This window comes from Flavonifractor sp. An10, from assembly GCF_002161215.1.
Classification (GTDB): domain Bacteria; phylum Bacillota; class Clostridia; order Oscillospirales; family Oscillospiraceae; genus Flavonifractor; species Flavonifractor avistercoris.
Genome location: NZ_NFMB01000005.1, coordinates 57,137 through 72,320, shown reverse-complemented (window position 1 = coordinate 72,320; position 15,184 = coordinate 57,137). Strand labels below are relative to the sequence as shown.

At 62.2% G+C, this 15,184-nt stretch carries 13 protein-coding genes, 1 tRNA gene and 1 other RNA gene; 12 read left to right on the top strand and 3 right to left on the bottom strand.

Features of this window, described 5'->3' with window-relative positions; genetic code table 11:
* Positions 1–26: 26 nt before the first annotated feature.
* Entirely contained in the window at positions 27–377 is a 351-nt protein-coding gene (locus B5E42_RS10020; RefSeq protein ID WP_087239225.1) for a cupin domain-containing protein, read from the bottom strand.
* Positions 378–755: 378 nt separating this feature from the next.
* Here B5E42_RS10020 and B5E42_RS10015 point away from each other — a divergent pair, with 378 nt between their 5' ends.
* Positions 756–1,226, top strand: coding sequence for a helix-turn-helix domain-containing protein (locus B5E42_RS10015; protein ID WP_242967089.1), 471 nt, complete (start codon positions 756–758; stop codon positions 1,224–1,226).
* Positions 1,227–1,338: 112 nt separating this feature from the next.
* On the opposite strand, the gene B5E42_RS10010 is transcribed toward B5E42_RS10015, so the two are convergent.
* The gene (locus B5E42_RS10010; protein ID WP_242966978.1) at positions 1,339–2,241 is read right to left on the bottom strand and encodes a DDE-type integrase/transposase/recombinase; all 903 of its coding nucleotides are present in this window, start codon (positions 2,239–2,241) and stop codon (positions 1,339–1,341) included.
* 249 nt (positions 2,242–2,490) lie between these two features.
* On the opposite strand from B5E42_RS10010, the gene ffs reads away from it, so the two are divergent.
* The 11 genes from ffs (at position 2,491) to B5E42_RS09955 (ending at position 14,149) form a co-directional block, all read left to right on the top strand.
* Positions 2,491–2,755, top strand: an RNA gene (ffs, locus tag B5E42_RS10005) — signal recognition particle sRNA large type.
* Between the two features lie 101 nt (positions 2,756–2,856).
* Positions 2,857–4,656 carry a DNA polymerase III subunit gamma/tau gene (gene dnaX / locus B5E42_RS10000; protein WP_087239221.1) on the top strand — a complete coding sequence of 600 codons (1,800 nt, stop codon included), beginning with the start codon at positions 2,857–2,859 and terminating at the stop codon, positions 4,654–4,656.
* A 14-nt stretch (positions 4,657–4,670) separates the two neighbouring features.
* Positions 4,671–5,018: a YbaB/EbfC family nucleoid-associated protein gene (locus tag B5E42_RS09995; protein WP_087239219.1), complete on the top strand. Its 348-nt coding sequence runs from the start codon at positions 4,671–4,673 to the stop codon at positions 5,016–5,018.
* A 238-nt stretch (positions 5,019–5,256) separates the two neighbouring features.
* Positions 5,257–5,952 carry a YoaK family protein gene (locus B5E42_RS09990; protein WP_087239217.1) on the top strand — a complete coding sequence of 232 codons (696 nt, stop codon included), beginning with the start codon at positions 5,257–5,259 and terminating at the stop codon, positions 5,950–5,952.
* A 40-nt stretch (positions 5,953–5,992) separates the two neighbouring features.
* Entirely contained in the window at positions 5,993–7,123 is a 1,131-nt protein-coding gene (locus tag B5E42_RS09985) for a DUF362 domain-containing protein (protein ID WP_087239215.1), read from the top strand.
* Positions 7,124–7,152: 29 nt separating this feature from the next.
* Entirely contained in the window at positions 7,153–7,818 is a 666-nt protein-coding gene (gene deoC / locus B5E42_RS09980; RefSeq protein WP_087239214.1) for a deoxyribose-phosphate aldolase, read from the top strand.
* Between the two features lie 574 nt (positions 7,819–8,392).
* A complete protein-coding gene (locus B5E42_RS09975) occupies positions 8,393–9,616 on the top strand; it encodes a BMP family ABC transporter substrate-binding protein (RefSeq protein ID WP_087239212.1) in 1,224 nt (407 codons plus the stop codon).
* A 292-nt stretch (positions 9,617–9,908) separates the two neighbouring features.
* Positions 9,909–11,459 carry an ABC transporter ATP-binding protein gene (locus tag B5E42_RS09970; RefSeq protein ID WP_087239210.1) on the top strand — a complete coding sequence of 517 codons (1,551 nt, stop codon included), beginning with the start codon at positions 9,909–9,911 and terminating at the stop codon, positions 11,457–11,459.
* On the top strand, positions 11,456–12,718 hold the full coding sequence (locus B5E42_RS09965) for an ABC transporter permease (RefSeq protein ID WP_087239209.1): 1,263 nt from the start codon (positions 11,456–11,458) through the stop codon (positions 12,716–12,718). Before B5E42_RS09970 ends, B5E42_RS09965 begins: the two co-directional genes overlap by 4 nt.
* Complete coding sequence (locus B5E42_RS09960; RefSeq protein WP_087239207.1) at positions 12,715–13,746, top strand: ABC transporter permease; 1,032 nt, start codon at positions 12,715–12,717, stop codon at positions 13,744–13,746. The genes B5E42_RS09965 and B5E42_RS09960 overlap by 4 nt, the downstream gene beginning before the upstream one ends.
* 327 nt (positions 13,747–14,073) lie before the next feature.
* A tRNA-Ala gene (locus B5E42_RS09955) sits at positions 14,074–14,149 on the top strand.
* Between the two features lie 307 nt (positions 14,150–14,456).
* On the opposite strand, the gene B5E42_RS09950 is transcribed toward B5E42_RS09955, so the two are convergent.
* Positions 14,457–15,128: a Crp/Fnr family transcriptional regulator gene (locus B5E42_RS09950; protein ID WP_087239205.1), complete on the bottom strand. Its 672-nt coding sequence runs from the start codon at positions 15,126–15,128 to the stop codon at positions 14,457–14,459.
* Between the last annotated feature and the right edge of the window lie 56 nt (positions 15,129–15,184).

Genomic DNA, 15,184 nt, shown 5'->3' with positions numbered 1-15,184 from the left:
TCCTTACATGATGCAGCCCGTCGGGCTCAGGCCTCGGGGTAGTTGATGATGACCAGCATGCGGGCGGGCAGGTTGCTCTCGTTCAGCAGGCCGCGGCCCTCGTTGGGGGGGAAGGAGATGGACTCGTCCTTGTGGATGACATACTTCTTGCCGTCCTTATCGGTGACGGTCATCTCGCCCTCCAGCACGTAGTAGACCTTCTCAAGCGGGTTGTCCTCGTAGGCCCACTCGGCGCCGCCGCCGGGCAGGAAGGTGGAAACGCCGATCCAGAACTTCTGGGCGCCGGTCTCCTCCTTGCCGTGAATCCGCATGGCCACCATCTTGAAGTGGCCGGCCGCATCATAGGGCTTCAGATCTGCAACAGTACGCTTGACCATTTGTAATCCGCTCCTTCTTACATTTACATTCACATCGGGGGCTCCCAGTCCCCGTTTCCAATGCGTAGTGTAACGAAAAAGGGGAATTTGTGCAATACATACAATTCAGTAAGTAGATAACCAAATAGTTTGCACATACCAAACGGTAACTCTGCGGAAAATTGTGTACTTCCGATAAACCGGCGCGGCCGGAATTGTGCAAACTATTTGGTGTAAGACACTTTGGGAGACTGAACTGTACCTTCTGCCTAAAATAAGCAAAAAAAGATTGTGGAATTCTGTACATACTAAGAGGTTATTACTTGTAGGACAGGGGAAAGTATGATAAAATTATCACAATCCAATCCCTATTAAATAGCAGTAAGCGAGGCGAGTGTTTTGCGAACGGAGAGCTTTGACACCCCCATGAACCCCTATCACTACGTGCTGCACTGCATTGGCGGGAAGTGGAAGATGACCATTCTCCACGAGATTTATGTCTCCGGGAGTATCCGCTTCAATCAGACCCTCAAGATTCTGCCCATCTCGGAGAAGGTCTTCAGCCAGCAGCTGCGGGAGCTGGTGGAGGCAGGGCTGATCCGCCGCATTTCCTATGACACCGTTCCCCCCAAGGTGGAGTATGTGCTCACCCCCAGCGGGGAGCAGCTCATTCCCGCCCTGGACATTCTCTATATCTGGAGCGTGCGCCGGATGGACGAGCTGGACATTCCCATCGATGCCGATGCCTTTGTGGTTCACAAGTCGGAGAAGTATGTGGATGCCCTGAAGGACATCATGGACGCCAACCACTTCTGGCCGGGGCTGGAGCGCCAGCGCGGCGGCCGGACGGAGCGGGAGGAGCAGAGCTGATACAGGACAGACGAGCGGGCCGCCGGAGGGGCGGCCCGCTCGTTTTGTGCAAAAAAATACCGGAGATCTCCCCGGTATGCGGATTTCAGAAAATCAAAAAACTGTAGGTTTGTCAAACATATTGGACAGTGAATTCGTTCGGAGAAAGCCAACTAAGCGGTCTCATGGGGAAGTTGTTGGAGCGGCGGTTGTGGACAGCGAGCTGTCTGGCGAAGTCATCCAGGGAGTAAAAACTGTGGCAGGAATAGAAGCGTTTCTGGTCCTCACGGTGGCTGCGCTCCACCTTGCCGTTGTGGCGAGGCGTATAAGGCCGGATGAGCTTGTGGCGGATACCCAGTTGGGCGGCGGCGGACTCAAACAGAGTAGGGAGATCCCGCTTGCTGTTGGAGAAACGATTGGTAAATTCAAAGCCATTATCCGTCTGGACACATTCCACGCGGATTCCCCGGCGGGCGTACCATTTGGACAGCTTTTTCAGAAAGTCAGCGGAGGAAAAGGTGGACTGCTCCGGGTAGGCGGCCAGGAAGCGCAGGCGGGTGAACTCATCAATGGCGGTGTACTGAAACAGGCGGAGTTCCGAGTCGGTGATGCAGCGGCGGGGGACCACCTTCACATCTACCTGAACCCGCTGGCCGGGATAGGTCATCTGCTGGTAGGGCTTTGGCTTGTAGGCCGTTTTCTTCTCTTTAGGTGAGAACAGCCCCAGCTTTCTCATCACCCGGAACAGGCTCTCTGGGCGGCGGGTGTAGCCTCGCTGCCGCAGCCGGTGCCACAACTCCACCATACCCAGATTCGGATTGCGGCGGCGCATATCCCGGATCAGTTTTAGTTCTGCTTCTGTGTGCTGGTTTGGATGGCTGTGGGGCCGCCGGGACTGGCAAACCAGGGATTCTGCTCTGCCGTCCCAGCGTTTCTTCCAAAAGTAGATATACGACCGGCTTTTGTTATACTTCCGGCTTGCCCGGCTGACGCCGTATTTCTCCGCGTACTTCATCAGGGATTGCCGATATGCCATGTCCTGTGTTATACTCTTGCTCATGAAGGATATGGCCCCCTCTCGTCAAGTTGTTGTCTGCAACTCCAACTTTAACCGATGAGGCCTTATCCTTCATCCTTTTTTATTCTTCTGTCCAATATGTATTGTACTCCTACAATGCGGATTTCAGAAAATCAAAAAACAGGATTGATAATCGGGCGAAAATGATGTATGATAATAAAACCAGCCTTCCGGGGACGGCGCGAATGCGCCCGGCCCGCGGCAAGGCCGCACTAGTCGGGGAGTTAGCGGTGCCCTGTACCTGCAACCCGCTACAGCAGGGATGAATCCCGGCCCCCGGAACTGCGTTGTGCCGTCTGACCCAGGTAAGCAGCGATGATGGATCGGTCCCGCGCAAGGCCGCACCGTGAACCGTGTCAGGCGGGGAACCGAGCAGCACTAAGCGGACCGCGACCTGTGCCGCGGGGTTCCCGCTCCTGAGCCGGCTGCCTGGGTAACGGGCATAGCGCAGTCTCCAAAGGCCGGTGTGCGGTCTTGCCACGCGCCGGACGCGGCGGGAGAGGGGCGAAGCGACGCGGCGTTTCCGCATCCTCCGCCCCTCTCCATTTTTCATTTGTATGTGAGGTGACCGGTTTGTACCAGGCCCTGTACCGCAAATGGCGGCCCCGCACCTTTGACGATGTGGTGGGCCAGGCCCATATTACCGAGACGCTCAAGCGGCAGGTGGCCACCGGCCGTCTGAGCCACGCCTATCTCTTCACCGGCACCCGGGGCACCGGCAAGACCACCTGCGCCAAGATCCTGGCCCGGGCGGTGAACTGCGAGCACCCGGTGGACGGCAACCCCTGCAACGCCTGTCCCTCCTGCCTGGGCATTGAGAGCGGCTCCATCCTGGACGTGCTGGAACTGGACGCCGCCTCCAACAACGGCGTGGATCAGGTTCGGGCCCTGCGGGACGAGGCGGTGTACACCCCCGCCGCCGTGCGCAAGCGGGTGTACATCGTGGACGAGGTTCACATGCTGTCCACCGCCGCCTTCAACGCCCTGCTGAAGATCCTGGAGGAGCCGCCGGAGCACCTGATGTTCATCCTGGCCACCACCGAGCTGCACAAGGTGCCGGCCACCATCAAGTCCCGGTGCCAGCAGTTCTCCTTCAAGCGCATCTCCACCGGCGACATCGCCGCCCGCCTGGCCTACGTGGCCCGGCAGGAGGGGATGGAGCTGCGGGGGGATGCGGCGGAGCTGCTGGCCAGGCTGGCCGACGGCGGCCTGCGGGACGCCCTGTCCCTGCTGGATCAGTGCGCCGGGCCCGACCGCCCCATCGGGGAGCAGGAGGTGCTGGACGCCCTGGGCCTGGCGGGCAACCTGGAGACCGCCGGCCTGATGGAGCGCATCGGCGGCGGCGACACCGCCGGCGCCCTGGAGACCCTGGCCCGGCTGTACAGCGCGGGCAAGGACGTGGGGAGCCTGCTGGGGGAGCTGTCCGCCCTCACCCGGGATCTCCTGGTGCGCAAGACCGCCCCCCAGGGGGGCGCGGCCCTGCTCACCGGCGGCTATGACGAGACCACCATGCGCCGCCTGTCCAACCAGTTTCAGACCGTCCGGCTGGTGCAGATGCTGGGCCTGCTCCAGACCACCATCGCCGATCTGGCCCGCAGCGGCAGCCGCCGCACCGATGCGGAGCTGTGCCTGATCCGCCTGTGCGACCCGGCGCTGGACGAGAGCACGGCGGCCCTCAACGCCCGGCTGAGCCGGGTGGAGGAGCTGCTGGCGGGGGGCATCCCCGCCGCCTGCGCGGTGCCGGAGAAGCCCCTGAAGCGGCCGGCCCAGGCCCAGACCCAGGCGCCGCCCCCTGCGGCGGCTCCGTCCACCCCGGCCAGGGAGGAGCGCCCCCCCTGGGAGGAGGAGCGCCCGCCCCTGCCCGACGAACCGGGCGAGCCGGTGGGGTACGAGCCGGGGCCAAAGGCGCATGTTGTTTCTGCGGAAACAACGGGCCGGACTGCGTCCGGCGATGCGCCTTCCGGGGGGAACCAGTTCCCCCCGGAGGCCCCCCTCCGGCCTCCCGGCGGGGATTTTGGTACGGCTGACACCGGAGTCTCCATAAACCTGTGGCCCGGGCTGGTGGCGGCGGTGCGGAAGAAGTTCCCGGCGGTCTACCCCTTCCTGTGCAACCCCTCTGCGGTGGAGGGGCGGCTGGAGGGGGGCGTGCTCACCCTGTGGGTGCAGGACGAGTTCACCAAGACCATGGTGGGCGGCCCCCACATTCTGGAGGAGCTGGGGCGGCTGGCCTCGGCCCAGACCGGCGGGGAGGTGCGCTGCGCGGTGAAGGTGGGCAAGGCCCCGCCGCCGCAGGCGGCCCCGGCGGAACACGACAACTTGGACGATCTGCTGGCCTTCGGCAGGCAGTTTGACAACATTATTATTCAGGAATAAAAGGAGTGCGACCGATGGCAAAGGGTTTCAACAGCCGCGGCATGGGCGGCTTCGGCGGCGGCATGAACATGAACATGATGAAGCAGGTTCAGAAGATGCAGCAGGACATGATGAAGATGCAGCAGGAGCTGGAGAACAAGACCTATACCGCCGCGGCGGGCGGCGGCGTGGTGTCCGCCACCGTCACCGGCAAGCGGGAGGTCAAGGAGGTCGTCATCGACCCCGACGCTGTGGATCCGGAGGACGTGGAGATGCTCCAGGACATGATCGTGGCGGCGGTGAACGAGGCCCTGCGGGCGGCGGAGAGCGACTCCGCCTCCTCCATGCAGCAGCTCACCGGCGGGCTGAACCTGCCCTTTTAGTCAAACGCAAACCGGACGGCGGGGCCTTCCTTAAAGGCCCCGCCGTCCGGTTTGAAAAGAGCTGCGGCCCGCCGCGCGCAAGGCCTGCCCGTCTGAGACGGGCGGGCCTCACACTTGCGGGCCGAGCAGTGTTTTCCCCGAGGCGCATGTCCCCGGGGAAAACGATTTGAACAGGATTCGCGCGGCTGCGGCCGCACGAACTCTGCGAGGCTGTTTCGCGGGAGAAAGGAGGAGGCGTATGGAGCAGGTGGAAACCCGGCAGATGTCGGAGAGCTTCCGGCTGGGGGCCGTCCTGGCCCTGGCCGGCGGTTTTCTGGACGCATACACCTACCTGGTGCGGGGCGGGGTGTTCGCCAACGCCCAGACCGGCAACATCGTCCTGCTGGGCGTACGGCTGATGGAGGGGGACTGGGCCGGCGCGGGCCACTACCTGGTGCCCATCCTGGCCTTTGCCGCCGGGGTGCTGACCGCCGAGCTGGTGCACGCCCGCTGCGGCAGGTGGGAGCGGCTCCACTGGCGGCAGCTCACCGTGGCGGCGGAGATGATCCTGCTGGTGGCGGTGGCCCTTCTGCCCGGGTGGGCGGACAGCGGGGCCAACGTGCTGGTGTCCTACGTGTGTGCCGTCCAGGTGCAGAGCTTCCGGAAGGTGGCGGGCAGCGCCTTTGCCACCACCATGTGCACTGGCAACCTGCGCAGCGGCACCGAGGCCCTCTACCGCGGCTGGCTCACCGGGGAGCGGGAAGACCTCCGCCGGGCGGGGCGGTATTACGGCATCATCGTGTTCTTCTGCGCCGGAGCGGCCCTGGGGGCCTGGTGCAGCGGGGCGTGGGGCCGGCGCGCGGTGCTGGCCGCCAGCCTGCTGCTTTTTGCGGCATTTTTGCTGATGTTCCGGCGGAAAAACACTTGCGGCGGGGGCGAAAGCGGTATAAAATAAGACCCGCTTAACAACTCTGTTTCACGGGAGGCATACACACATGTCAGAACAGGCGAAGGTCTACTACTCCGACCTCCGGTGCCGTCCGGGCGTGAGCCTGCTGGACAAGCTGAAAAAGCTCATCCGCAGAGCGGGCATCGGGGAGATCGATTTTGACCACAAGCTGGTGGCCATCAAGATGCACTTCGGCGAGCCGGGGAACCTGGCGTTCCTGCGGCCCAACTACGCCAAGGCGGTGGCCGACGTGGTGAAGGAGCTGGGGGGCATCCCCTTCCTCACCGACTGCAACACCCTCTACCCCGGCCGGCGGAAGAACGCCCTGGAGCACCTGGACGCCGCCTATGAAAACGGCTTCACCCCCCTGTCCACGGGCTGCCAGGTGATCATCGGCGACGGCCTGCGGGGCAACGACGACGTGGAGGTGCCCGTGGCGGGGGCGGAGTACATCCAGACCGCCAAGATCGGCAAGGCCATCATGGAGGCGGACGTGGTGATCTCCCTGTCCCACTTCAAGGGCCACGAGCAGACCGGCTTCGGCGGCGCCATCAAGAACCTGGGCATGGGCTGCGGCTCCCGCCGGGGGAAGATGGAGCAGCACGCTGAGGGCAAGCCCAAGGTGAAGGCCAGCCGCTGCGTGGGCTGCCGCAAGTGCACCACCCAGTGTGCCCACGACGCCATCTCCTTCGACGATGGGGGGAAGGCCTCCATCAACTGGAACAGGTGCGTGGGCTGCGGCCGGTGCATCGCCGTGTGCAACACCGATGCCATCCGGGCCGGAAACGACTGCGCCATGGAGGAGCTGGGCTGCCGCATGGCGGAGTACGCCAAGGCGGTGGTGGACGGCCGGCCCCAGTTCCACATCAGCCTGGTCATCGACGTGTCCCCCTACTGCGACTGCCACGGGGAGAACGACGTGCCCATCCTGCCCGATGTGGGCATGTTCGCCTCCGCAGACCCGGTGGCCCTGGATCAGGCCTGCGCCGACGCCTGCCTGCGGCAGCAGCCCATCCCTGGCTCCCATCTGGACGAGCAGCTCCGCCGGGAGGGCTTCTGCGACCACCACGACCCCTTCATCAACAGTATGCCCGACACCGACTGGCGGGTGTGCCTGGCCCATTGTGAGAAGATCGGCGTCGGCAGCCGCACCTACGAGCTGATTGAGGTAAAATAAACCCATAGAAATCGAAAGGGAGGATTCAAATGGACGTGAAGAACATCCTGGCCCACTGCGACCACACCCTGCTCAAGCCGGAGAGCACCTGGGAGCAGATCAAGGCCATCTGCGACGAGGGGCTGGAGTACGGCTGCGCCAGCGTGTGCATCCCCGCCTCTTACGTGAAGCAGGCCAACGATTACGTGGGCAGCGATCTCAAGATCTGTACCGTCATCGGCTTCCCCAACGGCTACTCCACCACCGAGGTGAAGGTGTTTGAGACCGAGGACGCCATCCGCAACGGCGCCGACGAGATCGACATGGTCATCAACATCGGCTGGGTGAAGGACAAGCGCTGGGACGACGTGCTGGGGGAGATCAAGACCATCAAGGCCTCCTGCCAGGGGCGTATCCTCAAGGTGATCGTGGAGGCCTGCCTGCTCACCCAGGAGGAGAAGATCAAGATGTGCCAGCTGGTCAGCGAGTCCGGCGCGGACTACATCAAGACCTCCACCGGCTTCTCCACCGGCGGCGCCACCAAGGAGGACGTGGCCCTCTTTGCCCAGCACATCGGGCCCGGCGTAAAGATCAAGGCCGCCGGCGGCATCGCCACCCTCCAGGACGCCCAGGATTTCCTGGATCTGGGCGCCGACCGCCTGGGCACCTCCCGGATTGTGAAGCTGGCTCGTGGGGAGCAGGCCAGCGGGTATTGAGCCCGGCGGCCCGGGAAACAGCATCCATCTATAACAAGAGGACTGGCCCCAGGGGCCAGTCCTCTTCAGGTTGTCGATAAACCCTCCAGCCAAAGGATTCGGAGGGAGGGATAGTGTGAAAGGGAACCGTCAGGGTTCCCTTTCGCGTTGGATCAAACAACTTTTTGAAACTTTTTTGAAGTTTCAAAAAGTTCGGCAGCCTGTCGAAAAGACTTTTTCGACAGGCTGCAGTCCGCCGCGCGCAGGATTTGTCCGCTTCAGGCGGACAAATCCCACACTTGCGGCCTGAGAAGTGTTTTCTCCGACGCACATGTCGCCGGAGAAAACAGATTCCCATTTTTTCGCGCCTGCGGGCGCGAACTCTGCGAGACTTTTTCGACACGCTGAGGACTGGCCCCCGGGGCCAGTCCTCTTGTTTGCATGTAACACTTTTGTAAAAAAATTTGTGATTTTACGTAAAAGATGGTTGCCCTTTGAGAGGGGATAAGGTATAATGGTGCCGTAAGCGCAGGGCGGAGCGGATCACATGTCTGAACCAAACTGTGCTATTTTTGCGAAAGGAAGGTAGATTACATTGAAGCAGACAAAGAAGCTCCTTGCCCTGCTGCTGTGCCTGGGCATGGTGGCCGGTCTGGCCGCCTGCGGCGGCGGCACTCAGGGCACCAGCGATTCCCCCGCGCCTGAGAGCACCGCGCCCGCGGGTGAGACCACTCCCGCCGATACGGAGGAGCCCGCCGGTGAGGCTGCCACCGACCCCGATTCCATCGACGACAACATGACCTCCGCGGACAACACCTATCAGGTGGCTTTCGTCACCGACGTGGGCCAGCTGAAGGACAAGTCCTTCAACCAGGGCACCTATGACGGCGTGAAGCTGTACGCCGCCGCCAACGACCTGAGCTACAAGTACTATCAGCCCGCCAACGGCAACGAGGCCACCGACGACGACCGCTTTGACGCCATGCAGGCCGCCGTGAACGGCGGCGCCGACGTGGTGGTGTGCGCCGGTTATCTGCAGGAGGCTGCCCTGACCCGCGCCGCCATTGCCAACCCCGACACCAAGTTCGTCTTCGTGGACGGCTATCCCCTGAGCGACGAAAGCGGCAACGTTCTGACCAACGTGGCCGGCATCGCCTTCAAGGAGGAGCAGGCCGGTTACCTGGCCGGCTACGCCGCCGTGAAGGACGGCTTCACCAAGCTGGGCTTCTCCGGCGGTGGCGGCGGCACCAACCCCGCCTGCTGCCGCTTCGGCTATGGCTATGTCCAGGGCGCCAACGCCGCGGCTGCCGAGGAGAACGTCACCGTTGACATGAACTACTCCTGGCAGTACGGCTCCACCTTCCAGCCCTCCAGTGAGCTGCAGACCATGATCAGCGGCTGGTACGCCAACGGCACCCAGATCGTCTTCGCCTGCGGCGGCTCCATGTTCCAGTCCATCTCCGCCGCCGCCTCCGCCAATGACGGCTATGTCATCGGCGTGGACGTGGACCAGTCCGGCGAGTCCGATACCGTCATCACCTCCGCCATGAAGGGCCTGTCCGACGCGGTGCAGTGGGCTGTGGGCCATGTCTATGACGGCACCTGGGACGAGATCGGCGGCACCGCCACCTCCCTGGGCGTGAATGACAACGCCGTTGCCCTGCCCACCAGCGACGACGCCTGGCGCTTCGAGACCTTCACTGTGGAGAAGTACGAGGCCCTGTACCAGCAGATGGTGGACGGCACCCTGGTGGTGGACGACGACTACACCAAGCTCGATACCACCGACTGGAGCAACCTGACCCTCACCGTCATCTAAAACCATCCGCATGTCCCTTGCACAGGGGGAGCGCCGAAGCGCTCCCCCTGTTTTGCTATGCAAAAGCATAGCAAAATTGGCCATGTGCCGCTTGCAGCGGCACGGCCATGAGATCACAGCGCGCGGGCCGGGACGGCCCACATGCGCAAAAACTTCATGCGCCCGAATCTTTGCGTATTTTCGTGGTGCGCCCAATGCGCATGAAGTTTTATGTGCGGGCGGACAGGGACAAATTTCTTGTAATTTACCCATGGCTATTATATAATAGTAACATCTTTACGGAGGAGGCGGGATGAGGACTATGGAAGCGGAAAACATCATTGAGATGCTCCACATTACCAAAGAGTTCCCCGGCATCATCGCCAACGATGACATCACACTTCAGCTCCGGCGGGGGGAGATCCACGCCCTTCTGGGGGAGAACGGCGCGGGCAAGTCCACCCTGATGAGCGTACTGTTCGGCCTGTACCAGCCGGAGGCGGGCGAGATCCGGAAAAACGGCCAGGTTGTGAAGATCAACGACCCCAACGACGCCACGGCCCTGGGCATCGGCATGGTGCACCAGCACTTCCAGCTGATTGACGTGTTCACCGTGCTGGACAACATCATCCTGGGCGCCGAGACCACCAAATTCGGCTTCCTGCAGAAGAAGGAGGCCCGGAAAAAGGTGGAGGAGCTGTCGGAGAAGTACGGCCTCAAGGTGGATCTGGACGCCAAGGTGGAGGACATCACCGTGGGCATGCAGCAGCGGGTGGAGATTCTCAAGATGCTCTACCGGGACAACGAGATCCTGATCTTTGACGAGCCCACCGCAGTTCTCACCCCCCAGGAGATTGAAGAGCTGATGGCCACCATGAAGGAGTTTGCCAAAGAGGGGAAGAGCATCCTGTTCATCTCCCACAAGCTCAACGAGATCATGGAGGTGGCCGACCGGGTCACCGTGCTGCGCAAGGGCAAGTACGTGGGTACGGTAAACACCTGCGACACGGACAAGCAGTCCCTGTCCAACATGATGGTGGGCCGTCCGGTGCAGCTGGAGGTAGTGAAGGACGAGGCCCGTCCCGGCGAGACGGTGCTGAAGGTGGAGCATCTGAGCGTGCCCTCCCACACCCACAAGAAGGACGCCGTCCACGACGTGAGCTTCGAGGCCCGCGCCGGGGAGATCCTGTGCATCGCCGGCATCGACGGCAACGGCCAGACCGAGCTGGTCTACGGCCTCACCGGCCTGGAGAAGTGCTCCGGCGGCACCGTGACCCTCTGCGGCCATGACATCTCCCACGCCACCATCCGCCAGCGGGGGGAGAATATGAGCCACATCCCCGAGGATCGGCACAAGCACGGCCTGGTGCTGGACTTCACCCTGGAGCAGAACCTGGTGCTCCAGCGGTTCCGGGAGCCCCGGTTCCAGCACATGGGTTTCATCAAGCCCGCCGCCGTGCGGGAGTACGCCGACCGGCTCATTGAGCAGTACGACGTGCGCTCCGGCCAGGGGCCGGTGACCGTCGCCCGCTCCATGTCCGGCGGCAACCAGCAGAAGGCCATCATCGCCCGGGAGGTAGACCGGGAGAAGCCGCTGATCGTGGCGGTGCAGCCCACCCGCGGCCTGGACGTGGGCGCCATCGAGTACATCCACAGCCAGCTGGTGGCCGAGCGGGACAAGGGCAGGGCGGTGCTGCTGGTCTCCCTGGAGCTGGATGAGGTCATGAGCCTGTCCGACCGCATCCTCGTCATGTACGAGGGGGAGATCGTGGGCGAGCTGGATCCCAAGGCCACCACCGTACAGGAGCTGGGCCTCTACATGGCCGGCGCAAAGCGCATGACAAAGGAGGGCGAGGGCGCATGAAGGAGAAGCTATCCATTCTCTGGGGCAAGGACGGCACCAAGTCGGTTCTGGCCTCGCTGATCTCCATTGTCATCGGCATGGCCGTGGGCGCGCTGATTGTGGTGCTGGTGGGCCTGCTCAACCCGTCCATGGGCCTGGGCACCATGTGGGAGGGCGTCCGCCTGGTGTTCGGCGGCCTGTTCAGCACCGGCCGCGACGCCGCGGGCCAGCTCACCTTCGGCTTCAATCCCACCAACATCGGCAACATGCTCTTCCGGGCCACCCCGCTGATCCTCACCGGACTGTCGGTGGCCGTGGCCTATAAGACCGGCCTGTTCAACATCGGCGCGCCGGGGCAGTACCTGATGGGCACCGCCGCCACCCTGATCCTGGCCCTGTCCATCCCCACCGAGACGGTGCCCGCCCCCCTGGTGTGGGTGATCGCCTTTGCGGGCGGCAGCCTGGCCGGCGCGGTGTGGGGATGCATCCCCGGCCTGGTGAAGGCCTTCCTCAACATCAACGAGGTGCTGGCCTGTATCATGACCAACTGGATCGCCGCCAACCTGGTGACCTGGATGTTCGACAGGGGCAGCCTGTTTGAGAACCTCCAGAACACCGTGGAGAACACCAAGACCGCCTATATCTACAAGACCAGCTTCAACGGCGTGGAGACCTCCAAGATGGGCCTGGATCTGATCTTCCCCAACTCCCAGGTCAACGGCGGCATCCTCATCGCCATCGTCATCGCCATCCTCATGTATATCCTCATGAACAAGACCACCCTGGGCTATGAGCTCAAGGCCTGCGGCGCCAACCGCCACGCCGCCCGGTACGCCGGCATTTCCGACAAGCGGAACATCGTGCTGTCCATGGCCATTGCCGGCGCCCTGTCCGGCGCGGCGGCCTCCCTGTACTACCTGGCGGGCAACACGGAGTTCTTCTGGTCTACCTATCAGAGCCTGCCCGCCACCGGCTTCAACGGCATCCCCGTGGCCCTGCTGGCGGTGTGCAACCCCATCGGGGTGATCTTTACCGGCTGCTTCATGTCCATGCTGGACATCGTGGGCCTCCAGCTCACCAATCTGACGGCCTACAACGAGTATATCACCGATGTGATCATCTCCATCATCGTCTATCTGAGCGCCTTCTCCCTGGTCATCAAGCTGGCCATCAGCGGCAGCCACCGGAAGCACAGGAAGGCGGCGGAACCCGCCCCGGTGAGCACGGCCCCGCCGGACGGCGGAGATGGAACCCCGGAGAAAGGAGGGGAGCAGGCATGACGTTCCTCATTCAGCAGACCCTGATCTATGCCGTCCCCCTGATGATCGTGGCCCTGGCCGGCGTGTTTGCCGAGCGCAGCGGCATCATCAACCTGGCCCTGGAAGGTATTATGATCTTCGGCGCCTTCGCGGGCGTGCTCTTTGTCAACCTGACCCAGCAGGCCGGCGTCTTTGACGCCGCCAAGGCGAACGACAACTATCTGGCCCTGCAGGGCTTCATGCTGCTGGCCATGCTGGTGGCGGCCATTCTGGGCGCCCTGTTCTCCCTGCTGCTCTCCTTCGCGTCGGTGAACCTGAAGGCCGACCAGACCATCGGCGGCACCGCCCTCAACCTGATGGCCCCCGCCCTGGTGCTGTTCTTCATCCGCATTGTCGCCAACCAGAACACCCTTCAGATGTACACCGGCGACGCGGCCAGCTGGTTCATGATCAAAAAGAGCATGTTCGGCTACGGCCGCAATGATGACATGGGTTTCTTCGGCTCCACCTTCATCGACAAGACCTACCTGGCCACCTACATCTGCATTATCCTCTTCGTGGTGCTGTCCATCCTGCTCTACAAGACCCGCTTCGGCCTGCGGCTGCGCTCCTGCGGCGAGAATCCCCAGGCCGCCGATTCCCTGGGCATCAACGTCTATAAGATGCGCTACGCCGGCACCACCATTTCCGGCGCCCTGGCGGGCATGGGCGGCTTCGTCTACGCCCTCACTACCGCCAACTGCGCCTCCACCGGCGAGGTGGCCGGCTTCGGCTTCCTGGCCCTGGCCGTTATGATCTTCGGCAACTGGAAGCCCCTGAACATCGCCGGCGCGGCCCTGCTCTTCGGCCTGTTCAAGTGCATCGCCGCCTCCTACACCAGCATCGATATCAACGGCGACGGGGTATTCCTCCTGGCCCAGCTGGGCATCAGCCCCCATATCTACCGGATGCTGCCCTATCTGGTCACCCTGGTGGTTCTGGCCTTCACCTCCAAGAAGTCCCGGGCCCCCAAGGCGGAGGGCATCCCCTACGACAAGGGCAAGCGGTAAAGCCGGCCTGCCCTGAACCGGATCACGCGTCCGCAGCGTTTTCCGAGCCACCAGCCCTGGACAGACAGGGCTGGTGGCTTTTTCACGGCTTTCGCCGGCACCCAGGCGAGCCCGCCGGGAGCAGCCGGAAGGCGGCATCCCGGAAAATGGCCTGCACGCCGAGGTTTCCGGCCGGTGTTGCGGCAGCCCTACCGCCAGCAGAAGTGCCCGGAATAATGCCCGGAAAAATTTTTTGAAAAAGCTTTACAATTCAAAAAATTATGCTATAATATTTAAGTACGTGTTACGATCCAGGCAGGATGAATTCCCTTGGATACCAAGTAATATGGGCCTATAGCTCAGCTGGGAGAGCGTACGGTTCGCATCCGTAAGGTCGTCGGTTCGATCCCGATTAGGTCCACCAAAATGGAAATCGCCGTGGTAAAAACCACGGCGATTTCTCGTTTGACCACAGAAATACCACAGACAGATTCCTATTTTGACCACTGGAAGGGCACCTCCTTTTCGGAAGGAGTGCCCTTTATTTGTTTTATTACCCCGCAGGATTTGAGTTTTCTGCAAATTTCTCTCTATGAATAGAGCGTTCCAACTGCAGGATCTTGGCAGCGGCGCAGACCTCCCAGAAAAAATATAGCAGAGTGGACTTGTGTAACCTTGGTAGCAGACAGAAAAAGCCGGAGCGGTTAGAATAAAAGCAAATGGCAGCCCCGCTACACGGTTTCATTCGTGCAGAGGCCAGCCAGGGCCGGAAAGTCCGTGATGGTCAGCCGGCCCCGTGTCGTGGCAAGGACTCCCATACGCCGCAGCTCGGTCAGTTCCCGCGTGATATGGACCCGGCTGATCCCCAGGATGTCTCCAAGGTCCTCCTGGGTCATTTCGATGACCAGGCCGGAGTTTGCCGGCTGGTTCATGGCCAGCAGATACAGCAGGTTGCACAGCTTGACCCGGGAGGAGTTGAACTCCTGGTGGACCGTCTCAAAGAGAAAACGGTTGACATACATGGCGTACCACTTGACCACCTGTTCCGCGAGGGCGGCATTGGATTCGAACATGGCCTGGAATTGCGGGATGGTAAACTCCAGTACGCGAATCTCCGACAGCGCCGCCGTGGTCAGGGACAGCTCGATCCGGAAATCCGTGGTATGGTAGCCCGGGAACACCGTCCCTGGGCCGTGAAAGCTGATGATCCTTCGCCGGCCGGTCTCATGCTGGGTAAAATGCACCGCCGCGCCGGAGAGAAAGTAGTGGATGCGGTCGTGAGGCTGGCCGGGCTTCCACAGGAAGCCCCCCTTGTGGAATACCGTTTTCCTGTGGGGCTGAGCGAGAAAATAATCGTGGAACGCGCGGAAGTCATCCGCAAAATAATATCTTGGCGTCAGCATGGCGGTTACCTCGTCCTCCAATGGGTTGGATCGATTATACCACGGGGAAACCGTTT

Bases quoted from the DNA above. Each gene is read 5' to 3' on its own strand.
- deoC (WP_087239214.1), top strand. From the start codon at position 7,153: ATGGACGTGAAGAACATCCTGGCCCACTGCGACCACACCCTGCTCAAG.
- B5E42_RS09960 (WP_087239207.1), top strand. From the start codon at position 12,715: ATGACGTTCCTCATTCAGCAGACCCTGATCTATGCCGTCCCCCTGATG.
- B5E42_RS09990 (WP_087239217.1), top strand. From the start codon at position 5,257: ATGGAGCAGGTGGAAACCCGGCAGATGTCGGAGAGCTTCCGGCTGGGG.
- B5E42_RS09970 (WP_087239210.1), top strand. From the start codon at position 9,909: ATGAGGACTATGGAAGCGGAAAACATCATTGAGATGCTCCACATTACC.
- B5E42_RS10020 (WP_087239225.1), bottom strand. From the start codon at position 377: ATGGTCAAGCGTACTGTTGCAGATCTGAAGCCCTATGATGCGGCCGGC.
- B5E42_RS10010 (WP_242966978.1), bottom strand. From the start codon at position 2,241: ATGGCATATCGGCAATCCCTGATGAAGTACGCGGAGAAATACGGCGTC.
- B5E42_RS09995 (WP_087239219.1), top strand. From the start codon at position 4,671: ATGGCAAAGGGTTTCAACAGCCGCGGCATGGGCGGCTTCGGCGGCGGC.
- B5E42_RS09965 (WP_087239209.1), top strand. From the start codon at position 11,456: ATGAAGGAGAAGCTATCCATTCTCTGGGGCAAGGACGGCACCAAGTCG.
- B5E42_RS09950 (WP_087239205.1), bottom strand. From the start codon at position 15,128: ATGCTGACGCCAAGATATTATTTTGCGGATGACTTCCGCGCGTTCCAC.
- B5E42_RS09985 (WP_087239215.1), top strand. From the start codon at position 5,993: ATGTCAGAACAGGCGAAGGTCTACTACTCCGACCTCCGGTGCCGTCCG.